A 22,737-nucleotide genomic window follows, 5' to 3' on the forward strand; every position below is an offset into this window, starting at 1 on the left:
GCGGCTTCACTCTTTCATGAAATTTTGCAAATCAAACCCTTTAAAGCCCTCTAAATACTTCCATTGATAGCCGTTTTGACCCACTAAATTTTTCAAAACCTTGCTGTTATAGCCCAAAAACGCCACTTTATTAGCTTGAGCACTTTCATAGTCATTGACGCTATCGCCTATCATTAGCATGCGGCTTGGGTTATAGGCATATTTTTGAATGATATTGGCGATGATTTTAGGTTTATTGGGCGGACTCCCTTCAACACTCCTAAAATACTTAGTAATCCCTAAAAACTCGCACAACACTTGCAATTCGCTATGCAAGGCCGCTGAAGCGATATGGAAAATGTAATTTTGATAATGCTCATCAATAAACGCCATCACTTCGCTATTCAAATGACCCCTATCAAAAAGCTTTTGTTCTATGATAGCGCCAAATTCTAGGGCTAATGCATCCACTTTTTCTTGAGCGATAGGGGTTTTTAAGATCTCGTTATAAAAGTATTGGATTTTTTCATTCCTTGAAATCCCCCCACTTTGATAATGATAAACTTCAAATTGCTTCAAATTCTCTTGATTCTTGTTGCCATGCTTTTGAAACAACGCTTTAAACCCTTCATATTTTAAATGCATGCTGTCAAAAATCACGCCATCAAAATCCCATAGAACCACTTCAAGCGCCATGATTTCCCCTTTTTTATAGGCTTATTTTGGTTTCATTTTACCTTATTCAAGCGGTATTTAAGCGATTATTTTTATCATTATTGGAGTATCTTGGATTGGTTTTAATCAAATACTGCCCGCTAAAGCCTTATTTAAAACTCTAACGCTCTTTAGACTTTTAACTTAAAGCTCGTTTTTAAAGGTTGGGTTGTTTTGACTCTTATTTGATAAGAATATGTAAACACTCTTTGGTGTGTGCGGCTTTGTGGGCGCGTTTGTTATCCGCTTTAAAACGCATGTAAGTTTTGGTCATTAAGGAGTAAGCACCGTATTTTTTTAAAATATTTCCAATCTCTATCTCGCTCATAAGCCCTTCATTGTTATAGCTTAAAAAAATATATTTGAATCGTGCTTTTTTGATCAAGTTTTCAAAAGCGTTTAAGATTTGAGAACGAGAGCAAAAAGAGGATTTCTGATAACTGGGCAAGCCGGTTTTGCCTTTTGGAGCAAAGGGCGTATAAGCAGCAATCGTGTTTAATAAATGATAATTCGCCCCGTATTGCCTCGCATTGTAAGGAGGGTCTAAATACAAAATATCCCCTGAAATCTTTCCGATCAACTCGCTAGCATCTTGCTGATACACTTCATTAGCGTTTAAACTCACATCAAAATGAGCGCCTTTTAAGATGAGTTCTTTTTGAGCGCTTTTTTTAAGGCGTTTTAAAAAAGCCCCATAAACTGAAGCGGTGTTAGCCACCTTGTCCGCACTCTCTAATAGTGATGCGAGCAAAAAATAATACGCGCAATTATCAATGTTTTGAGAAAGCTTAAGCTCTTCAATTTTTAGACGCATCGCATCAATTTTTTGAGCGTTTGTTTCGCTAAAATACTGCCTTGCACTCCCCCCCAAAGAATAATGCGAATAGATAAAGCCCTTTTTTAAAGCAACGCTATTGAGCCTATCAATAAGCTCTTCTTTATTGGGGATTTCTTGAATGTTGCCGATATAATTTTGATTCAAAACAAAGCTATAATACTCCAAATCATTAGAAATAACCTTATTAACAGCTTTTTTAAACGCACGCCCCACAATGCCCGTCCCAGCGAACAGATCACAAAAAATCGCACCAGAGAGATCATGGCCTACAACCGCATGGATATTTTCTTTAATAAAGGGAATGAGCTTGTATTTAGAACCGATGTAGTTCATTAATCTGTGTTTGTATGCTTCTTTAATATGGTATAGCTATATTAAAGTTAAATTTTATGTATTGTAACATAACTTGATTATGAATAAGTCCTAACCCCCACGATTAAAATAATCTTAAAACCAACTAATCAATCCTATGTGAAACGATGATCGTTTTTTTAATACCGCACGCTCTACCAATCGTTTCATTAAAACAACGAAACAACCCCTCTATTGCCAATAAAGACTTTTTCTATCGCAACTACTCATTAAAACACCGCTAGAAAAACAGCGAAACCCCTCTACTAGCTGAATGCATCAAAGCTTTTGCCGCTATTACCCTATTTTCTAGTAGGTTCTTTTATGAATACCATTCTCATATTCCTGTATTTTGCCATTAACGACTTTAACTACAACCGCCATTATAAACCTCCTAAAATATAAATTGTGATATACCCAACGCCAAACTACCAGTCTAGTCTATAGTCTAACTAACAGATAAACCTAATTTGAGTATTTGATCACAAAATCCCTAAAAAATAGCTTAATAACAAACTCGCTTAACTCTCATAAAATCCCTCTCTGTAACATTAAATCAATTTACCTCAAAACAACCCGCATGGTGCAAACTACAACCGCTTGTCTAAAATTAACGATCTTTTGTGATGGTTTTAGCTTTAGCGCCTACAGCCGTAGAACCCGTAGGTAAATCTGAAAGCACCACCGCATTAGCCCCAATCCTCACATCATCGCCCACGCAAATCGCGCCCAAGACCTTAGCCCCTGCCCCCACTACCACTCGGTTGCCTAAAGTAGGGTGGCGCTTGCCCTTGAACTTGCCCGTGCCCCCTAGGGTTACGCCATGATAAATAGTAACATCATCTCCAATCTCTGTGGTCTCGCCAATCACCACACCCATGCCATGATCAATAAAAAGCCCTCTCCCAATCTTAGCGCCAGGGTGGATTTCTATCCCAGTGATAAAACGCGCTAACTGAGAAAGCGCGCGCGCAATAAAATAAAACCCTTTCTTGTGCAACGCATGCGCTAGGCGGTGGCAAAGCAGTGCATGAATGCCCGGATAAAGCAAAAGAACCTCCCACTTATTCCTAGCTGCCGGGTCTTCTTGCAAGACACGCTCCAGGCTATAAGACAGATCTAGCATGACAGAGTCTCCGGTTAGAATATATCTGGATCAACATGACTTAAGCAGATTTTTCTCATCCATTCTAATAAAATTTGATGCAAATTTTTCTTGCCATTATACCTAAACTCACACTCCTTTTAATGGAGTAAAATCAATAGAGTAAAACGCTCTCTTTTTTAATTTTTTTTAAATTCTCTTAACAACCCTTTAAAAAAGGCTTAAAAACCCACTAATCCATCATTCATTTGGCATTTATTTGGGATAAAACTATTTTAAACGAAAAAATTTTAAACGAAAAAGATAAAAAGCAGATTGAAAAAAATTACTAGTAGTGGTGCCGAAGGTCGGACTCGAACCGACACGGGATTGCTCCCACCAGATTTTGAGTCTAGCGTGTCTACCAATTCCACCACTTCGGCGTTATAGAGCAAAGAGTGAGATTATACCCACTTATTCCTTAAAGAAACTTAATGGTGCACTGGGCGAGACTCGAACTCGCACGAGATTGCTCCCACCACCCCCTCAAGATGGCGTGTCTACCAATTCCACCACCAGTGCTAAAAATTTAAAACAAATATTATAGCTAAATCATGCTTTTTAAGCAATAATTTAGCCCATCAAAAAACCCTTAACTTAAGAATGGGTTACTATAAATAGCGATAATAGCAAACACTAGAGTATAAATCACTTGTGCTTCAATCATCGCCATGGCCACGAACATGGTGGTGAGCAATTTACCGCCCACTCCTGGGTTTCTTGCTGTGCCTGTAATGGTCGCTGCGGCCGCATTCCCCATGCCGATCGCCCCACCAAAAGCGGCAATCCCTAAACCGATCATCGCCCCTAAGATAGAATAAGATTTAATCATATCCATCCCACCCATTCCACCATCATGAGCGAAAGCAACGCCCGCTAAAGCCAGAAAAAATAACGCTAAAAATTTCATTTTCGCACTCCGTTTCAAAAATTGGGCTTGATTTTCATTTCGAATCGTTCCTCTACTTTCAAAAATACAAGCAAGGATTTATTCTAATATAAACTAGCTTAAAAACGCTTTTAAAAAACGCTTTTTAAAATTTTAAGCCAAATCCAAAGCGATTTTACCCTTATTGAAACTAATCACCCTACATTTGATGCTATCGCCTTCTTTTAAAGCCACTTGACACCTGTCCATGTGTTGTTTTCTCAACAAGCCTTCGCCCCCCTTAGGCAAGCTTAAAAACGCCCCAAAATCCACGATTCGTTTCACTTGAGCTTCTAGCACCTCATCAATAGCGTATTGCTCCAATTCTTGATCTAAAGAATGCAAGTAGTTTAAAATAAATTCCTTAGCTTTCAAAACGCGCTCTTTATTCCCCATGATTTTCACTTCACCGCTTGGTTTATTCAAATCAATTTTAACCTCAAACTTTTCCACTATCTCTTTAATCACACGCCCCCCTTGACCGATAATTTCTACAATTTTATCTGGCGCGACATTAAAAATCTCCGTTGTGGGCAAATGGGAAAAATTGATCACAATCTTTTCTTTCGCTTCATGCATGATTTTTAAAATATGTTTCCGTGCTTCTTTAGCTTGGAGTAAGGCTTGGTATAAAACTTCTAATTGGATACCGCTCATTTTGGTATCCATTTGCATAGCCGTAATGCCTTCTAAATTCCCGGCAATCTTAAAATCCATATCGCCTTCTGCGTCTTCTAAGCCGCTAATATCGCTTAAAATGGCGTGATCTTGCCCTTCGCTCACCATGCCCATAGCCACCCCAGCGACTAAATCATAAATTTCCACACCGCTTGCATAAAGGGCTAAAGACCCTGCGCACACGCTCGCCATTGAGCTTGAACCATTGCTTTCTAAAATCTCAGAAACCAATCGTATCACCTGCTCTTTATTTTTAATGCTCGTTTCTAAGGCTCTTTTAGCCAAATTCCCATGCCCTAATTCGCGCCTTGAAGTCGCGCCAATAGAGCTCGCTTCGCCCACGCAAAAAGGAGGGAAATTGTAATGGAACATGAAGCGTTCTTTGATAGGGGTTTTATGCTCCAAACTCTCATGGGTTTGAGCGTCATTATCCGTGCCTAAAACCCCTACCACTAAGCTTTGAGTTTGCCCCCTAGTGAATAAAATGGAGCTGTGCGCCATAGGGAGCAAATTGCTCTCTATTGAAATGGGCCGCACTTCTTCTAACGCGCGCTTGTCCGGACGGATTTTATCTTGAATAATCATGCGTCTGATCTCGGTTTTTTTCACCTTCTCTAAAGACAATTCAATTTCTTCTAAACTGAATTCTGAGTGGGCTTCGCTGATTTTTCTAGCCACTTCTTTGAAAACATTTTCTCGCTCGCTCAAAGCAGAACTTTCAATGCCTTTGATGATTTCATCAAAATACTGATTTGTTAATAAATCCAACAGCCTTTCATTAAAAATTATTCCTTCGCCCTCTTTAAAAAGCAACTCGTTTTGATAGGGCGTGAAAACCTCTTCATAAAGCGTGCAAGTTTCTTTCAAACTTTTTTGAGCCAATTCTAAAGCTTTTAGCATTAAAGGCTCTTCTAAAGCGTTTAATTTTTGCCCTAAAGATCGCATTTCTATCATGTTCAAACTCTCTTTTGTGCCGGACACGAACAAATCCAAACTGGATTGATTCAAAAGGCTTGTGTTAGGGTTAATGATAAATCCGTTACCAACCCTAGCGATCCTGCAAGCGCTCACGCTTTTAATGGGAGCGATATGGGCCAAAAAGAGAGCGGCTGAAGCGGCGTTTAAAGCAGAAACTTGCAAATCATTTTCAATATCATGGCTTAAAACCATTAAAGTGATTTGGGTAGGGTAGCGGTAATCTTTAGGGAATAAAGGGCGTAAAGTCCTGTCTATGAGCCTAGAGGTTAAGATTTCAAAATCTTGCGCCCTGCCTTCTCTTTTAACAAAACCGCCTGGGATCTTACCGGCAGCATACGATTTTTCTAAAAACTGCACCACTAAAGGCAAAAAATCTTCACTCACAGGCTCTCTTTCTACGCACACGCTCGCTAAAATAAGGGTTTTTCCTAAGCGATACATTAAAGAGCTAGTGGCTTGTTTGGCCACTTGTTTGAGAGCGAACTCTTCGGTTTTGTTACTAGAATTGATGGTGATAAAATCCATATTTAATGTTCCTTTTTTAAATTAGGTGCGTTGTTAGCGCCCAAGTATTTTTCAATTTCTTCATTGCTTAATCGCTTGAGTTCTTTATAATGATGCTCCACAGAGACAAAACATTCAGGGCGGTACACGCTAATCACCCCATCGCACAAACTTTCTAAGCCTTGAGCGACATTTTGCGCGAGAATGGGGGTTAGAATATAAATGTCTTGGCATTCTTTTTTCAAGCAAGTTTGCACGCCTAACCCTGCTCTAAACCCGGTCTCAATCCCCCTATCTACGATAAAAATATTTTTATCTTTTAAGCTTTTGATCGCATTGCCTTTGCGATACTGATAGATGCGAGACAGAATGTCTTCTTCATAAGCTCGCTTGGCTTCCCCATAAACATAGTCTAAAGCGATGTCAAAGGAATTGATTAAACTTTCATTCATCACAATATCCATGCTTTCACTCACTAAAGCGATTTCACACTTTGAGTTTAAAGGGGCTAAGATAGGTTCTAAAAAAAGTATATCATAAGTCGCTCCAAATTTTTGCGCTAAAGCGTGAGCTAAATACAGAGCGTTAAAACTCAAAGCGAGCATGATGGAATCTTTTAAATCAATGTGGTGCGTGTGGATTTCATTAATCAATTTGTTTAAAGCGTCTTCTTCATTAATAAAACGCATGCCCTCTATATCGGTGATATGGCTAAAATCCGTATTCAAATCTATTCCTTTTTTACTTACGCTGTAAAGAGCGGTAAGTTACATTGGTTTTAGTGATCGGTGAAAAGTCTAATTCTAGCTTAACATAGTTATTTTCAAACACTCTTATAGGTTGGTTGGGATCGCCGGTGAGGATAGGGCGTCTTTGGTTGACGAATTGAAAGCCAATCCCAAAACAACGGATTTTTTTATAAATCCCCACATTCCAATTCAAAACCACGTTATTTCTAATATCATAACCCACATCCGCGCTCATGGAAAAATACCCAAAATCGTTGCTAAAACCCGCCTTTAAATAATCCGCAGGATTTTCTACAATGCTATTAATCCCACTGCTAAAATTGTTCCTTAAAAAATAAGAGAGGTTAAAGCTTAAAAATTTGCGTTGGTAATTGGCGTTCACAGAGATTTCTTCTAAGCGGTTTTGATAAAACGAATAAAAGACATTCCCAAAGATGTTCAATCCCGTTAAGGGCGAAAACCCGATCTTGCTTTCTAGGGGCATTTTAAAGGGCGAAACTTTATCGTCAAGATTGATGAGTTGCGATATTTTAAAATACAACAACTCTTGCCCCCCTAAGCCATAAAGGTATTGCGTTAGGGTTAAATCCACCGTTTTATTGCTCGCATCGCTGGGTAAAATGCTATTAGGATTCCACACGGAGTCATACAAGCGCCCTTGATAATCGTAATCTCTCAATAAAGGCGAAGTGTAGCTGTTTAAGGCTTGCACGCTTAAAGCATACATGTTTTGAGAAAATAAGCCGTTTTTAAAGGTGTAATAAGGGATGTTGAAAATCGCTTCCAATTGGATCGTGTGGAAAAGCTTGTTGTATTCTCTGGCTAAATCCATATTGACATACATGGAAAAATTTGAAGACACAAAGTTCCCAAATTCCCTTGATTCATTAGGGATCGTAGGCACGAAGGAATTTTTAGATTGCATTAAAGCCACATTAGATAGTTGGAGATCATTCCAAAGCCCTAAAGACAAATACTTTTTAAACAAAGAAAATTGCAAGCCCACCGGCACATTCAAAGCGTTTTGCACATAGCCATAGCCAATCTCTCTTGCGGTGTTTCTAAACTGATAATCCACCGAATACAATAAATTCCTAAAATACAAAGAATTTAAATATTTATGGTATTGCAAATTAGGGACAGATTGGAAAGTGCGGTTATTGTTGATTTTATTCAGGTTTAAAAAATACTTGATATTCAAGCCGTAATAATTGTTTTCTGTTTGCAAATAGTAATTCGCCCTAGACATGTGCGTGGCGTCTGTGATGCGCTTATTAACCTTTTCAAAACGCACATAGTCCAAATCGTTCATGTATAAAAAGTCAATGTAATGCCCGTTATCAATATTAGACTTAAGATGGAAGTATTTTTGTAAAGTGTCCCTGCTAGAGCTTAAAAATTCAAAACCATAGATATTTTGATTCCTCAAATCGTAGCGTTTGACGTATTGGGTGTAATTCCTAAAATAGCGCGCGTTGAATAAAAACCTGTCGTCTTTAGAGTTGATGTAGCGCGCTTCAAAATTCAAGCCAAAACCCCTTTTATAGCGGATTTGTGGGGTAAAGGTCATATCCCATGAGTTTTTGGGGGCTAAATAAAAGGGTTGCAAATAAATAAAGCCGTCTAAGTTGGAAGTGCCAAACTCAGGGTATAAAAACCCGGTAGTTCTTTTATTGCTCGTGGACATGAAAATGTAGGGCAAATACAATACAGGAATATCGCCGACATAGATCTTAGGATTCCACATAGACAAATGCGATTTTTGCATATTAAATGAGCCTGAAGTCGCATTGACATGCCAAATGGGGTTATCAATGCTACACCCTGAAGCGTTCATGTTTTTAACCTTATATTTTTGATCCTTCCCGCTAGCAATATCCGCGCTCACCCAAATCCCGCTCACGCTGTCTTGGACATAAAAGGGGAAAATGATCTCATATTTTTCATTCAAACTCAATTTCACGTAATCGGTTTTAACGAGCAAACCCTCGCCCCTATAAACCTTGATATTCCCCTCTAATAACGCTTCTTTAGTCTTGGTGTCATAACGCACCTTGTCCGCTAGAATATACACATCATAATTCAATAAGATCGCATTCCCTGAGGCGGTTATCACATTGTCTTTAGCGCTCACTTTATCCGCAAGGATTTCAAAAATCTTATGGTTTTGTTTGTCAAATCGTTGCATGGCGATTTCTTTAGCGTCTAATGCACTCAACAAAAAAAAGACCGCCAAATACAACCAATAAATCATGATTAAAACAACACCAAAAGACTTTTGCTTTTTTCTTCATGCCACGCCCTATGATAGGGATTTTTAAACACTACAAACCATAAAAAGGGGCATAGAAAAACCACGATCTTTAACCCTAAACGCTTCAATAAAATAGCCCTACTGGGGCAATCTGCTAAATAAATATCAATGATCTTAATCCTAAAAACCAGTTTAGCCAAACTCATCTTGCACAAACACACAAAAAAGATTTCATAAACGCCATACAAGATGATAAAACTCACTATGACAAACGCGCTGTGATAAATGGGGTTAGTTAGCCAATATAAAGAATGTAAAAAAGCGCATGCCCTTAAAAGATCGCTCAATAAAAACGCCACCAATAAACTATCGGTTAAAAACGCTAAGATGCGCCAATACAAGGGGCATAAACGCATTTTTTCACGCATAAGGAGTGTTTCTATGATTTCAGTTTCTTCTTTTTCTAAATTTGGAGAGTGCATTCAAAACAAACAAGACAAACCCCCTTCATTTGTCTTAAACTTTAACCTTTAAGAATATTCTTTCAAATCCAACACCTTAAAACCAATGTCCTTGCGATAAAACATGCCTTCAAAATGCACCTTTTGAGCGATTTCATAAGCATGGTTTCTAGCCTCTAATAAGGATTTTCCTCTGCCAATGGCAAAGATCACCCTCCCCCCACTGCTTTCAAACACGCCATTATCCTGCTCCACCTCCCCTAAAATCAAATGACCCTTTTTTTCATCAACCGGATCAATATAAAGGGTTTGCTTGGGCGAAGAGCTAGTGGGGTAATTCCTAGAAACAAGCGCCACACTCATCACAAATTCTTTAGAAAACACCAATTCAAGAGAATGCAATTCCCCTTTGGCTGTAGCCAAACACAAATCTAAAAGCGAGCTTTCTAAAAGGGGTAAAATCGTCTGGCATTCAATATCTTTAAAACGCACGCTAAAATCCAATAAATACGGCTCTAAAACGCCCTCTTCTTCTATAACCACAATTTCAGCGAGTAAAACCCCTTTAAAAGGCGTGTTGTCAGCCTGAAGTTTCTCTAAAGTGGGTTTAAAAATATGATTTTTTATTTTCTCTTCTAATTCATTAGAGAAAAAGTTTGCAGGAGCGATGGCCCCCATACCTCCTGTATTGACCCCGTTATCCCCCTCTAATAAGCGTTTGTAGTTTTGGCAAAAGGGCAACAAGATAAAATCATCATTGGCTATGAGCGCTGTAACTGAAAGCTCAAACCCCTCTAAAAAAGGCTCTATGATCACAGGCTCATTGCTTTGTTTGAAAGCGTCTTCAAGGATTTTTATCGCTTCTTCTTCTTGATGGACAATGCTTGTGTTTTTATTCAACGCTTTAATCACTAAGGGGAAGGAAGCGTTTTGAATGTAACTGAGAGCTTCTTTTAAGTCGTTTGTTTCAAAATAAGACGCGCTTTTGATACCGCACTCTTTAACAAAAGCTTTCATATAGCTTTTAGAAGCCTCTAACTTAGCCGCTTCTTTAGAAGCCCCAAACACTAAAATACCCGCTTTTTCTAACCTCTCTGTAAGCCCTAAAACCAAAAGCTCTTCTTCTGAAATGATGGCTAAATGGATCTGTTTTTTCAGGGCCAATTCCACGATATGCTCGTAATGCTCGCATTCCAGATTTTCGCCTAAATCTTGAGTGCCACCATTACCCAAACAAAAATACAAAGCATTCACTCGCTCATCTTGCTGAAGCCTTTGAGCCAAAGCATACTCTCGCCCCTTATTCCCCACAATTAAAACATTATAGTTGTTGTTATCTTTCATGTCTTCCCTAAAATGTGGTTGTTTTTAAACCCAGATGACCGCTACTTTTACATGCGCATAAGTTCAACAAACCTACACTAATAAGGCTAGGAGGATTTTCTTAGGGGCAGATTTAAAAAATGCCATCACACAAAAACCACTACCTTAGCCTAACTTATTTTTTCAACGAACTTGCCATCAAATAAGAAACACGAATCATCCAGGCGATGTTTACAATTATACTTAAATTTTAAAGAAATTCCATGTAAAAATATTCCAACAATCTGTGATAGTTTTGATTGGCGTTTAGGCGTTTTAAGACAAACTGACTGATTTATTTCAGCCTTTCTTTATACGCTACCTCCAAACTGCTATACCCTTTTTTTAATTCCCCCACATCCCCAAAAGCCATTACTTTGGCTTCTTTTAAAAAAATCGCGCTGTCTAAATACTTTTCCACATCCACCACCAAATGCGTAGAGACTAGCAAGCTTGCGTTTTGGCTAAACTCCTTAGCGATTAACTCAAAAATCTCTTCTCTAGCGATAGGGTCAATCCCAGCCACCGGCTCATCAAAAAGATACAAAGAAGCGTTTCGTGATAGGGTTAAAATCAGCTGTAATTTTTCCCTCATGCCTTTTGAAAGGGCTTTGAACTCTCTTTTTAAAGGCACACTGAAGCGTTTTAGTAAATTTAGGGCTTTTGATTCATCAAAATCGCTAAAAAAATCCTTGTAAAAAGCGATCGCTTTTAAAGGCGTTAATTTAGGATCTAAAAAATCGCCATCGCTTAAAAACGCCACGCTTTTTTTAGTCTCTATACCGATCTTTTGATTTAAAATTTTCACTTCCCCCTGATAGTTCAAATTCAATCCGGCTAAAATTTTTAACAGAGTGGTTTTACCCGCCCCATTAGGGCCTAAAAGCCCTATAAATTGCTGTTTAGGTAATTTTAAACTGATATTGTCTAGCGCTTTTAAACTCCCATAGGTTTTAGTCAAATTCTCTATTTCTACTAGCATTTTAATTCCCCGAATTTGCGCACTCTTTTGTAAAAATCGCTAATGATATTTTCTAAATCTTTAGGGGTGAAATCAGGCCATAAAATCGGCGTGAAAAACAATTCCGCATAACTAGACTGCCACAATAAAAAATTAGACAAGCGCATTTCCCCCCCTGTTCGCAACAACAAATCCACTTCCGGTAAATCATGCGTGTCTAAACGATGAGAGATTTCATTTTCCAAGCTTTCTATATTATTATTTATATTGCTAGGTGGACTCTCTAGCAAGCTTTTAAACGCCCTTGAAAGCTCGTTTTTAGATCCGTAATTAAGAGCTAAAACTTGCGTAAAATCCTTAAAATGCTTGGTATCGTTTTCAAGCCGTAAAATCGTATCTCGTAATTCTTTAGAAAAGCCCTCTAAATCCCCTATCGCCCTGAAGCGTATGTTATTATCCAAGTAAGTGGATCGCTCATCTTTAAGGTATTTTTTAAGCATTTTCATCAAAAAATCCACTTCACTTTTAGGGCGTTTCCAATTTTCTGTAGAAAAAGCGTATAGAGTCAAGCATTCTAATTGATGGTTAGCGCACCAGATCGTGATGTCTTTAAGGGTTTTTACGCCCTTTTTATGCCCATAAGCCCTAGCTTTATTCTTTAATTTAGCCCACCTGCCATTACCATCCATAATAATGGCAAGGTGTTTGAGAGTGTTATCCAATGCCTTTACCCTTTAAAGAAATTCTTTAATTATACACCATTAAAGCGTGCAAGCATCCACTAAATAAGCGATATGCTGCCAAGCGAATTGGGTTTTTTCACTCAAACCAATTTCACAAGTGCTAGAAGTGGAAAAGCCCCTTTTAAGATCATAGGATTGGTAAAACGCTTGAAAGCCGTTTAAAGCGCTCTCGTTTAGTTCAGGGGTGAAAAAGCCCTTATTCCCCGCAAAGCCGCAACAACCCGTCTCTTTATGGATAACAATCTCGCCTAAAGTGCATTTTTTAGCCAAATTCAATAACAATTCTTCTTTATTCTCTAACTTTAAAGCGCACATCGTGTATAACCCTATGTCTTCGTTAATGGGGTTGAATTTTAATTTTGGGCTTAGAACTTCTTCAATATAGACGCTCAAATCATAGACTTTCAAATCCTTATAAGCTTTCATTTGCTTGAAAAAATGCGTCGAACATGCGCTATGGTCTAAAACAATGGGGATTTTTCCCTCATCGCTTAATTGTAAAAAAATCGCATGGTTTTTTTCGTTGTTTTGCTTGGTTAAGTCGGTGTAATTGATAAAGGCTTTCCCGCAACAAAGTGCGTCCAATCCATTAGGATACATCACAGAAACCTTGGCTTTTTGGCATAGGGATTCAAACACTTCTTGAATGCATCTTTTATCCGCCATTTTGGTTGATGGAGCAAACGAGCGGTTGATGCAGGTGCTGAAATAAATGACTTTTTCTTCGCTTTTGTGCGTTTTATTTTCTAAAGGATAGGCGTTGTTTTTGGGCATGTAATGAAAGGCTTTGGGGAAGGGCTTGATGAATTTTTTAATCCCTTTGGTTAGGCTCACTAAGTTGTGAGAGCCTATGAGTTTTTGAACCACGAAAGCGCTTTTTAAAGAAAAACGAGCCATGCTTGTGGTTGTTTGCATGTTATTAAGGATCTTTGAAGCGATCTTTTCGCCTTTAGGGTTTTTTTGATAATAATTTAAAGCGATCTTTCCGGTATCAATTTCTAAAGGGCATAGCATAGAGCACATATGGCACACCGCGCAAGTGGCATGCGCTAAATATTCAGACTCTTTTAAAAGCTCATCTAATAAAACTTGATCTTCATTATGCCCATGACTCACTCTTTCTTTTAAGCGTTCTATCTCTCTGTGGATAACGATTCGTTGTCGTGGCGTTAAAGATAAATCTTTACTAGGGCAAATCCTTTCACAAAACCCGCATTCCATGCACATGTCCAAATGCTCTTCAATAGGGTAAATGCTCTTTAAATTTTTAGTGTGGATTTCTTTATCGTTTGTGATGATCACATCAGGGTTTAAAAAGCCATTAGGATCAAACAATTCTTTGATTTGTCTGTGGATCTTATAGGCTTTTTCTCCCCACTCCATTTCCACAAAAGGGGCTACCATCCTGCCTGTGCCATGTTCGGCTTTAATAGAGCCAGAGCTTTTACTCACCATTAAAAACATCTCAGAAACCAAATTTTCAAACGCCCTCCTTTCAGCTTCATTTTCTAAAATCGGCGTAACGACAAAATGCAAATTCCCGCTTAACGCATGCCCAAAAATAATGCCATTATCCTTAAAACCATGTTTTTTTAAAAGCCCTTCAATCGCTTTTGCCCCTTCTACAAAATCCTCTTTGCTGAAGCACACGTCTTCAATGATCACAGAGCTTTGGCTTTTTCTCTTTGACGCTGCGATAGGGAAAATGCCTTTTCTGATCTTCCACCACGATTGATAAATGTTAGGATCACTACTGATTTGAGAATCTAAAACGACCGGTATCGCACTCAAAGCGTTTAAAATCGCTTGCATGTTGTTTTCTAAAATCAAAGGATCATCGCTTTCGCTTTGAATGAGTAAGCATGCGTTAGGTTCTTTGATTTCTAAAATCACTTTAGGCATGCCCTCTAAATTTTTCACGCTTTTTAAGGACGCATAATCCATAAGCTCTGCTGAAGAAATCATTTCTGGTTGTTTGGCTTTTAAGGCGGCTAGAATTTGAGCGGCTTTGGCGCATCGCTCTAAATTTTCATAAAACAATAACGCGCAAGTTTTATAAGCGTAGTCTTTCACGCATTCTAATCCCACGCTTGAAATAAAGCCTAAAGTCCCCTCAGAGCCTATGAATAAATGGCTGATGATTTCAATCGGATCTTCAAAATCAATGAGAGCGTTTAAGCTGTAGCCGGTGGTGTTTTTGATCTCGTATTTTTTCTTAATTAAAGCGTGCAATTCTTTATCTTTTAAGATTTCTTTTCTTAAGTTCAAAACCCCTTCAATCAAATCCTTGCGCGCGTTTTTGAAACTCTCAACGCTCTCTTGATTGGCCGTGTCTAAAAGAGTGCCATCAGCTAAAATGACTCTTAAGGATTTTAGGGTTTTGTAGCTGTTTTGCTCCACCCCGCAACACATTCCGCTAGCGTTATTAGCGACAATCCCCCCTATCATAGCGGTGTTTATCGTAGCAGGATCCGGGCCTATTTTTTTTATGGTAAGGTTTTAATAAAGCGTTCGCATGGCTTCCTATGACTCCGCATGAAAGCTGAATGCTTTGAGCGTTGTCTAAAATGTGAGCGTCTTTGAAAAAATGCGCCACCACCACTAGCACCCCATCACAGCTCGCCTGCCCTGATAAGGAACTCCCAGCCGCTCTAAAAGTCAATGTAACGCCATGCTTTTTAGCTAAAACACAAAGCTTTTGAATTTCTTCTTCATTTTTCACCCAAGCGACTATTTTAGGGATATAACGATAACATGACGCGTCAGTGCCATAAGCCAAACGGCGTAAATAATCCTTAAAGATCCGTTCGTTTAAAAACCCGCTCGCTTCGGTAAAAAAAGCATGATAATTTTCTTCCACGCACACTCCTTAAACATTCCTATTTATCAAATCATTGTAACATAACCTTACTTTAAAAATTAAGGATAAACATGCTTGAAGATTATGCAATCAGTTTAGAAGAAGTCAATTTCAATGATTTTATTGTCGTGGATGTGCGCGAATTGGACGAATATGAAGAATTGCATTTGCCTAACGCTACGCTCATTAGCGTCAATGACCAAGAAAAGCTCGCTGATTTTTTATCTAAGCACAAAGATAAAAAAGTGTTGCTCCATTGCAGGGCTGGTCGCAGGGCTTTAGATGCGGCTAAAAGCATGCATGAATTAGGCTATACGCCCTATTATTTAGAGGGCAATGTCTATGATTTTGAAAAATACGGCTTTAGAATGGTCTATGATGACACTTGCGCTAAAAAAAACTAGGCATGAGGGAGATTGTATGGGTGCATTCTCAAAGAATCGCCCCTTATAAGACTCTCATTTTAAACGAATTGCGCTACTATCCTTTAGAATTGGATTTAACCCCTTTTAACGCCCTGATTTTCACTTCTAAAAATGCGGTGTTTTCCTTGCTAGAAACCCTAAAAAACAGCCCCAAACTCAAAATGTTACAAAACATTCCTGCTTACGCTTTGAGCAAACCCACCGCCAAAACTCTACAAGATCACCATTTTAAAGTCGCCTTTATAGGGGAAAAAGCCCATGGCAAAGAGTTCGCTAAAGAAATCCTTCCTTTATTGAAAGGAAAAAGCGTTTTGTATCTTAGGGCAAAAGAAATTGCCTCTTCTTTAGACACCATTCTTTTAGAGCATGGCATCAATCTTAAACAAGCCGTTGTTTATGAAAACAAGCTCAAACATTTGACTTTAAGCGAACAAAACGCCCTAAAACCCAAAGAAAAGAGCGTTCTTATTTTCACCGCCATAAGCCATGCAAAAGCCTTTTTACATTATTTTGAATTTTTAGAAAATTACACCGCTATAAGCATTGGCAACACGACCGCTCTTTATTTGCAAGAGAAAGGCATTCCAAGCTATATTGCCCAAAAGCCTTCCTTAGAAGCGTGTTTAGAATTGGCTTTAAATTTGAGAGTTAAGGAATGTTAAAAATATCTTATTATAATGCTCTCAATGGTTTTTTAAAGGATGATGCATGAATCTTGTCTTTTTATGGGCCGCTTTAGGGGGGGCTATAGGGAGTTCGTTAAGGTATTTTGTGGGCAAAATGATGCCCAGTAAATTTTTAATGTTTGAAAGTTTCCCTTTAGGGACTTTTAGCGTGAATCTCATAGGGTGTTTTGTCATCGGCTTTATGGGGCATTTGGCTGTTAAAAAAGTTTTTGGCGATGATTTTGGGATTTTCTTTGTTACCGGAGTTTTAGGGGGTTTTACGACCTTTTCTTCTTATGGGTTAGACACTTTAAAACTCTTGCAAAAATCCCAATACTTTGAAGCCATTTCTTATGTCTTAGGCACTAACCTTTTAGGGCTTATTGGGGTAGCCATTGGTTGGTTTTTAGCTAAAAATTTTGTAGGCATTCATTAAAAAACGCTTCCTAGCGTTTCATTAACACTTGATTAAAGCAGAGCCTTACAACAGCCACAAAGCCATTTCATCGGCCATGAAAAAATCGCTCGCTATCAATCGGTTATTTTTAATGAAAGCCTTATTTTCTTCAATCAAAAACTTTACTTTATTTTCATCTAACAAGCTAAGCTCAACCCCCAGCACGCACCTCAAGCCCAAAAACAGCTTTTCTAAGCGCTTGTCTTGTTTATTAAGCGTCTCAACTTGGCGTTTTAAGGGGTCTTTGATGTAATTTTCTATGAGTTTTTTCGCATAAAAACGCTCATTCGCCACGCAGCCTACAGCCCCAGCCCCACACCCTAAATAATCTTTAGCCCCCCAGTAAGCTAAATTGTGCTTGACTTGATAATTTCTAGCATAATTAGACACTTCGTATTGCTTGAAAGAAAAGCCCTCTAAAGTTTCTCTCACCACATTGTCAAAATTGGTGCATGAGGGTTTTTTGGCGTTTTTTTCTAAATTCGTGTTTTTTTCAACGCTCAAAGCGTAAGCGCTCAAGTGGTTGATAGGGAGTTCTTTGGCGAGTTTTAGTTCTTCTTTTAAAGAATTTTCATTGTCTAATGGGGTGTTATAAATCAAATCAATGCTGACATTTTCAATCCCGCTTTTTAAAATGGTTTCTATCACGGGAGCGATATTTTTGGAATGTTGGCGCTCTAAAAACAATAATTTATCTTCCCTAAAACTTTGCACCCCTAAACTCAAGCGGTTGATCCCTAAATCTTTTAAGCCTTGACACCAAGCTTTAGTAATCAATTCGGGGTTAGCTTCAGTGGTGATCTCACATTCCATACTCAAGCAAGCATGTTGATGAATGCTTTCAAAAATCCTTTCAAAAGACTCCACGCTTAAAGTGTTAGGCGTGCCACCGCCAATAAAAATACTTTCAATTGGTTCGTCAGTTTGGCTTAAGGCATGCTTTAAATCCAGGCACAACGCTTGAGTGTATTCTTCTTTTAGTCCATGCTTATTTTCATAGGAATTGAAAGCGCAATAACCGCATTTATTTTCACAAAAGGGGATATGAATGTATAATATCATATTTATTTCTCCCATTTTCATTTCATTTTTTAAGCAAAGCTTAAACTTGTAATTGTATCATTTTATGATTATTTTGGTAATTAAGGAGACAAACAATGAAAAAGGTTATTGTGGCTTTAGGCGTTTTAGCGTTCGCAAACGCTTTGATGGCAACCGATGTTAAAGCTCTTGCAAAAGGTTGTGCCGCTTGCCATGGGGTCAAGTTTGAAAAGAAAGCTTTAGGCAAAAGCAAAATCGTCAACATGATGAGTGAAGCAGAAATTGAAAAAGATCTTATGGATTTTAAAAGCGGTGCTAATAAGAATCCTGTCATGACCGCGCAAGCTAAAAAATTAAGCGATGAAGACATCAAAGCTTTAGCCAAATACATCCCCACCCTCAAATAAACTCCCTCAATTTTAGTAGCGTTATTTGGGCGCTATTAAAATGAGTTTCAAACCCTTTTTTCTTAATTTTTGATTTTAATGGCATTCTTAACCCTACTTAAAGCCAGCATACACTATAATACCATCTTAATCACACAAGAAAGAGCTAAAATAAAGACCTATGCTACATAAAAAATATCGTCCTAATGTTGCGGCCATTATCATGTCGCCAGACTACCCTAACGCATGCGAAGTTTTTATCGCCGAGCGCATAGATATTAAAGGGGCGTGGCAATTCCCCCAAGGGGGCATTGATGAGGGCGAAACCCCTTTAGAAGCGCTCCATAGAGAATTATTAGAAGAAATTGGCACGAATAAAATAGAGATTTTAGCGCAATACCCCAGATGGATCGCTTATGATTTCCCAAGCAACATGGAGCATAAATTTTATTCGTTTGACGGGCAAAAACAACGCTATTTTTTAGTGCGCCTAAAGCATGCTAACAACATTGATCTGAACAAACACACGCCAGAATTTAGGGCTTATCAATTCATCCATCTTAAGGATTTGCTTAAAAAAATCGTCCCTTTCAAACGCCAAGTGTACCGCCAAGTCATCGCTTATTTTAGAAAAGAGGGGTATTTATAGGGTGTTAATCGTTCAAAAATACGGCGGCACGAGCATGGGTAGTATAGAAAGGATCCACAATGTCGCTCAAAGGGTTTTAGAAAGCGTTAAATTAGGGCATCAAGTCGTGGTGGTGGTTTCTGCGATGAGCGGCGAAACCGACAGGCTTTTAGAATTTGGCAAGAATTTTAGCCATAACCCTAACAAGCGGGAAATGGACAGGATTGTGAGCGTGGGGGAATGGATTTCAAGCGCGGCTTTGAGCATGGCGTTAGAGAGGTATGGGCATAGAGCCATTTCCTTGAGCGGGAAAGAAGCGGGCATTTTAACCAGTTCGCATTTTCAAAACGCTGTGATCCAATCCATTGACACCAAACGCATCACAGAGCTTTTAGAAAAAAACTACATTGTGGTGATTGCTGGGTTTCAAGGCGCTGATATTCAAGGCGAAACAACGACTTTAGGGCGTGGGGGGAGCGATTTGAGCGCGGTCGCTTTGGCCGGGGCTTTAAAAGCGGATCTGTGCGAAATCTATACGGATGTGGATGGCGTTTATACCACCGATCCGCGCATTGAAGAAAAGGCTCAAAAAATCACGCAAATCAGCTATGATGAAATGCTTGAATTGGCTTCTATGGGGGCTAAAGTGTTGTTAAACCGCTCGGTAGAATTAGCCAAAAAGCTCAGCGTGAAATTAGTGACTCGCAATTCGTTTAACCATAGCGAAGGCACGCTCATTGTGGCTGAAAAAGACTTTAAAGGAGAACGCATGGAAACCCCTATAGTGAGTGGGATCGCATTGGATAAGAATCAGGCTCGTGTGAGCATGGAAGGCGTGGAAGATCGGCCTGGCATTGCCGCTGAAATCTTTGGCGCTTTAGCGGAGTATCGCATTAATGTGGATATGATCGTCCAAACGATCGGCAGAGACGGCAAAACCGATTTGGATTTTACGATCGTTAAAACCCAAATAGAAGAAACCAAGCAAGCCTTAAAGCCTTTTTTAGTGCAAATGGATTCCATTGATTATGATGAAAATATCGCTAAAGTTTCCATAGTGGGCGTGGGCATGAAGTCGCATTCTGGGGTAGCGAGTATCGCTTTTAAAGCCCTAGCCAAAGACAATATCAATATCATGATGATTTCTACAAGCGAGATTAAAATTTCGGTTTTGATTGACATTAAATACGCTGAATTAGCCGTTAGAACTTTGCATGCGGTGTATCAATTAGATCAATGAAAAATTTCTACGACTGGATCAAGGAATTTGTGCGCGATCAAGGGGAGTTTATCGCTCAACAAAGCGGGTGGTTGGAATTAGAACGATCAAGCTATGCCAAACTCATCGCGCAAACCATCTCGCATGTGCTTAATGGCGGATCGCTGTTGGTGAGCGCGGATTCTTCTAGGCGCTGGTTTTTAAACTACATTCTCTCTAATCTCAACCCTAAAGACTTAAAAGAGCGCCCCTTATTGTCCGTCATTGATTTTAACGCTTCTTCTTTCTACCCTAAAAACGATGCGAATCTCTCTCTGGCCACCATAGAGATGACTTATCAAAACCCCATGTTTTGGCATGTTGGGAAAATTGAAAATGAAGGCTTGAAAACCTTACTATTGAGTAAAATCCCTAGTTTTTTATGGCTTTTTGAAGAACTTAAAGAAGATTGCTTGCTTTTAAAAGAGCATGATAGTTTGTTAGATTATAAATTATTGCAACTCTTCAAACTCTTTGAAAACGCGCTTTTTAGCGCGCTATACAATAAGGTTACTTTGTGAAAAACCTCAACCGCCTCATTTATACGGACAATCTTGAAGAGAGCCTAGAAGAGGCTGCAAGCCTTTTTGAACACCACATTAAATTCTACACCGAGATCATTGAAAAAGACAAAAAGGTGATCAAAACTTTTAACAAGGATTTTAAAATAGAGCATGCTAAAGAAGTCATTTCCAAAGCCAACCTCAAACACAGCGAATTAAACGCCTTTTTAATCGCCGCACCCAGTTATGGCACAGAAGCCCAAAACGCGCTTTTAAAAATCTTAGAAGAACCCCCGAATAACGTTTGTTTTATCATGTTCGCTAAAAGCCCAAACCATGTTTTAGCCACCATTAAATCCCGCCTAATCAAAGAAGACAAACGCCAGAAAATCCCCCTAAAACCTTTAGATTTGGATTTGTCCAGGCTGGATTTGAAAGATATTTATGCGTTTTTAAAAAATTTAGACAAAGAAAATTTTGATTCCAGAGAAAATCAGAGAGAAAGGATTGAAAGCTTATTAGAGAGTATTCACAGACACCAAATCTATTTGAGCGAGCAAGAATTGCAAGCCTTTGATTTAGCGATCAAGGCTAACAGCTCTTATTACAAGCTCAGCTACAATCTTTTACCCCTACTTTTAAGCCTTTTATCTAAAAAGAAAACGCCATGATTGTAAAACGCCTTAACCTTGATGCGCTCAAAAACGCTCTGCAAAAAATAGGCCCAGAAAAGATCGCGCAAAACCATATGCACCAAAAAGGCGTTAGCTTTGTTTTTGAAATCCAACACCTGCCCTTAAGCGCTGTGCTCATTTTAAAGCAAGAGGCCATAAGCGTTGGGGGCGATTTTGCCACGCCAAGAGATTGTATTTTAGCTAAAGAGCCTTTTTATGATGGGGTGTTGGTTGCGAGCGCTAACCAATTAGAACGCCTTATTGTTAAGTGCCATTCCCAACCCTTTGGGCTTAAAAATTTAGCGCAAGAATTAAAAAGCCACCTCAAAGCTAAAAAACCTAACAACCCACAGATCATGGCAATCTTGAATCTCACGCCGGATAGTTTCTATGAAAAGAGCCGGTTTGATAGTAAAAAAGCGCTTGAAGAAATCTATCAATTGCTAGAAAAGGGTATCACGCTCATTGATATAGGCGCGGCCAGTTCAAGGCCAGAGAGTGAAATCATTGATCCAAAAATAGAGCAAGATCGCTTAAAAGAAATTTTATTAGAAATCAAATCCCAAAAACTCTACCAATGCGCTCAATTCAGCATAGACACCTACCATGCCACAACCGCGCAAATGGCTTTGGAGCATTATTTTTCCATCCTTAATGATGTGAGCGGTTTTAATAGCGCTGCAATGCTAGAAGTCGCACGAGATTACAAGCCCACTTGCGTTTTAATGCACGCTCAAAAAACCCCCAAAGACATGCAAGAAAATGTTTTTTACCACAATTTATTTGATGAAATGGATCGCTTTTTTAAGGAAAAACTAGAGATTTTAGAAAAATACGCGCTTCAAGATATTATTTTAGATATTGGGTTTGGATTCGCTAAATTAAAAGAGCATAATCTAGCCTTAATCAAGCATTTAAGCCACTTTCTTAAATTCAAAAAACCCCTATTGGTGGGAGCGAGCCGTAAAAACACGATCGGGATTATCACCGGGCGTGAAGTTCAAGACCGGCTCGCTGGCACTTTGAGTTTGCATTTAATGGCGCTGCAAAACGGAGCGAGTATTTTAAGAGTGCATGATATTGATGAGCATATCGATCTCATCAAGGTGTTTAAGAGTTTGGAAGAAACGGATCGAACCCAAATTTGAGTTTTGATCCCACTAGGCGTTGGCTATCATCAAAACGCTCAAAAGCGT

The 22,737-nt window shown here is 38.9% G+C and carries 21 protein-coding genes, 2 tRNA genes and 2 pseudogenes; 9 read left to right on the plus strand and 16 right to left on the minus strand.

What is annotated here, in order from left to right:
• Positions 1 to 6: 6 nt before the first annotated feature.
• The 15 genes and pseudogenes from HPB14_RS05750 to HPB14_RS05815 all read right to left on the minus strand — a co-directional run bounded on the left by HPB14_RS05750 (position 7) and on the right by HPB14_RS05815 (position 15,504).
• Positions 7 to 675, minus strand: coding sequence for an HAD family hydrolase (locus HPB14_RS05750; RefSeq protein WP_001163061.1), 669 nt, complete (start codon positions 673 to 675; stop codon positions 7 to 9).
• 199 nt (positions 676 to 874) lie between these two features.
• A complete protein-coding gene (locus tag HPB14_RS05755; RefSeq protein ID WP_001106547.1) occupies positions 875 to 1,864 on the minus strand; it encodes a DNA adenine methylase in 990 nt (329 codons plus the stop codon).
• Between the two features lie 330 nt (positions 1,865 to 2,194).
• Positions 2,195 to 2,266: pseudogene (locus tag HPB14_RS08185) on the minus strand (IceA2 protein); the annotation flags it as partial.
• A 226-nt stretch (positions 2,267 to 2,492) separates the two neighbouring features.
• A complete protein-coding gene (cysE, locus tag HPB14_RS05760) occupies positions 2,493 to 3,008 on the minus strand; it encodes a serine O-acetyltransferase (RefSeq protein ID WP_000886319.1) in 516 nt (171 codons plus the stop codon).
• 314 nt (positions 3,009 to 3,322) lie between these two features.
• A tRNA-Leu gene (locus HPB14_RS05765) sits at positions 3,323 to 3,409 on the minus strand.
• A gap of 52 nt (positions 3,410 to 3,461) precedes the next feature.
• Positions 3,462 to 3,548 (minus strand) — tRNA-Leu (locus HPB14_RS05770).
• A gap of 70 nt (positions 3,549 to 3,618) precedes the next feature.
• Positions 3,619 to 3,936 (minus strand): F0F1 ATP synthase subunit C, encoded by a 318-nt coding sequence (locus HPB14_RS05775; RefSeq protein WP_000669961.1) that lies wholly within the window; start codon positions 3,934 to 3,936, stop codon positions 3,619 to 3,621.
• A 132-nt stretch (positions 3,937 to 4,068) separates the two neighbouring features.
• Complete coding sequence (locus HPB14_RS05780; protein ID WP_000345874.1) at positions 4,069 to 6,135, minus strand: polyribonucleotide nucleotidyltransferase; 2,067 nt, start codon at positions 6,133 to 6,135, stop codon at positions 4,069 to 4,071.
• Positions 6,136 to 6,137: 2 nt separating this feature from the next.
• Positions 6,138 to 6,842, minus strand: coding sequence for a phosphoribosyltransferase (locus HPB14_RS05785; protein WP_001090650.1), 705 nt, complete (start codon positions 6,840 to 6,842; stop codon positions 6,138 to 6,140).
• Positions 6,843 to 6,855: 13 nt separating this feature from the next.
• Complete coding sequence (locus tag HPB14_RS05790) at positions 6,856 to 9,117, minus strand: LPS-assembly protein LptD (RefSeq protein WP_000641047.1); 2,262 nt, start codon at positions 9,115 to 9,117, stop codon at positions 6,856 to 6,858.
• Between the two features lie 2 nt (positions 9,118 to 9,119).
• The gene (locus HPB14_RS05795; protein WP_000556016.1) at positions 9,120 to 9,599 is read right to left on the minus strand and encodes an RDD family protein; all 480 of its coding nucleotides are present in this window, start codon (positions 9,597 to 9,599) and stop codon (positions 9,120 to 9,122) included.
• A 48-nt stretch (positions 9,600 to 9,647) separates the two neighbouring features.
• Positions 9,648 to 10,922, minus strand: a complete 1,275-nt coding sequence (gene purD, locus HPB14_RS05800) for a phosphoribosylamine--glycine ligase (protein WP_000654421.1) — start codon at positions 10,920 to 10,922, stop codon at positions 9,648 to 9,650.
• Between the two features lie 313 nt (positions 10,923 to 11,235).
• Complete coding sequence (locus HPB14_RS05805) at positions 11,236 to 11,922, minus strand: ABC transporter ATP-binding protein (RefSeq protein ID WP_000959633.1); 687 nt, start codon at positions 11,920 to 11,922, stop codon at positions 11,236 to 11,238.
• Complete coding sequence (locus HPB14_RS05810) at positions 11,916 to 12,623, minus strand: di-trans,poly-cis-decaprenylcistransferase (protein ID WP_000370687.1); 708 nt, start codon at positions 12,621 to 12,623, stop codon at positions 11,916 to 11,918. The genes HPB14_RS05805 and HPB14_RS05810 overlap by 7 nt, the downstream gene beginning before the upstream one ends.
• A gap of 39 nt (positions 12,624 to 12,662) precedes the next feature.
• Positions 12,663 to 15,504 (minus strand): annotated as a pseudogene (locus tag HPB14_RS05815) (FAD-binding and (Fe-S)-binding domain-containing protein).
• 71 nt (positions 15,505 to 15,575) lie between these two features.
• Here HPB14_RS05815 and HPB14_RS05820 point away from each other — a divergent pair.
• From HPB14_RS05820 to crcB, 3 genes are read left to right on the plus strand one after another with little or no spacing between them, the layout of a single operon-like run.
• Positions 15,576 to 15,908 carry a rhodanese-like domain-containing protein gene (locus HPB14_RS05820; RefSeq protein WP_000888808.1) on the plus strand — a complete coding sequence of 111 codons (333 nt, stop codon included), beginning with the start codon at positions 15,576 to 15,578 and terminating at the stop codon, positions 15,906 to 15,908.
• A 2-nt stretch (positions 15,909 to 15,910) separates the two neighbouring features.
• Entirely contained in the window at positions 15,911 to 16,591 is a 681-nt protein-coding gene (locus HPB14_RS05825) for a uroporphyrinogen-III synthase (RefSeq protein ID WP_001207060.1), read from the plus strand.
• A 46-nt stretch (positions 16,592 to 16,637) separates the two neighbouring features.
• On the plus strand, positions 16,638 to 17,030 hold the full coding sequence (gene crcB / locus HPB14_RS05830) for a fluoride efflux transporter CrcB (protein WP_001054952.1): 393 nt from the start codon (positions 16,638 to 16,640) through the stop codon (positions 17,028 to 17,030).
• A 45-nt stretch (positions 17,031 to 17,075) separates the two neighbouring features.
• Here the strand turns inward: crcB and hemW are convergent, their stop codons facing one another.
• A complete protein-coding gene (gene hemW, locus HPB14_RS05835; protein WP_014658517.1) occupies positions 17,076 to 18,113 on the minus strand; it encodes a radical SAM family heme chaperone HemW in 1,038 nt (345 codons plus the stop codon).
• Between the two features lie 95 nt (positions 18,114 to 18,208).
• Between hemW and HPB14_RS05840 the strand changes: the two genes are divergently transcribed.
• From HPB14_RS05840 to folP, 6 genes are all read left to right on the plus strand, one after another.
• Positions 18,209 to 18,499: a c-type cytochrome gene (locus tag HPB14_RS05840; protein ID WP_000756023.1), complete on the plus strand. Its 291-nt coding sequence runs from the start codon at positions 18,209 to 18,211 to the stop codon at positions 18,497 to 18,499.
• 160 nt (positions 18,500 to 18,659) lie between these two features.
• A complete protein-coding gene (locus tag HPB14_RS05845; protein ID WP_000902571.1) occupies positions 18,660 to 19,127 on the plus strand; it encodes an RNA pyrophosphohydrolase in 468 nt (155 codons plus the stop codon).
• A gap of 1 nt (position 19,128) precedes the next feature.
• Positions 19,129 to 20,346, plus strand: a complete 1,218-nt coding sequence (locus HPB14_RS05850; RefSeq protein WP_000909673.1) for an aspartate kinase — start codon at positions 19,129 to 19,131, stop codon at positions 20,344 to 20,346.
• Complete coding sequence (locus HPB14_RS05855; RefSeq protein WP_000788269.1) at positions 20,343 to 20,885, plus strand: HobA family DNA replication regulator; 543 nt, start codon at positions 20,343 to 20,345, stop codon at positions 20,883 to 20,885. Before HPB14_RS05850 ends, HPB14_RS05855 begins: the two co-directional genes overlap by 4 nt.
• Positions 20,882 to 21,538 (plus strand): DNA polymerase III subunit delta', encoded by a 657-nt coding sequence (locus HPB14_RS05860; protein ID WP_000793454.1) that lies wholly within the window; start codon positions 20,882 to 20,884, stop codon positions 21,536 to 21,538. The genes HPB14_RS05855 and HPB14_RS05860 overlap by 4 nt, the downstream gene beginning before the upstream one ends.
• Positions 21,535 to 22,689 (plus strand): dihydropteroate synthase, encoded by a 1,155-nt coding sequence (gene folP / locus HPB14_RS05865; RefSeq protein WP_000636028.1) that lies wholly within the window; start codon positions 21,535 to 21,537, stop codon positions 22,687 to 22,689. The genes HPB14_RS05860 and folP overlap by 4 nt, the downstream gene beginning before the upstream one ends.
• Positions 22,690 to 22,737 lie beyond the last annotated feature (48 nt).

The organism is Helicobacter pylori HUP-B14 (assembly GCF_000259235.1).
In the GTDB taxonomy this organism is placed as follows: domain Bacteria; phylum Campylobacterota; class Campylobacteria; order Campylobacterales; family Helicobacteraceae; genus Helicobacter; species Helicobacter pylori_CU.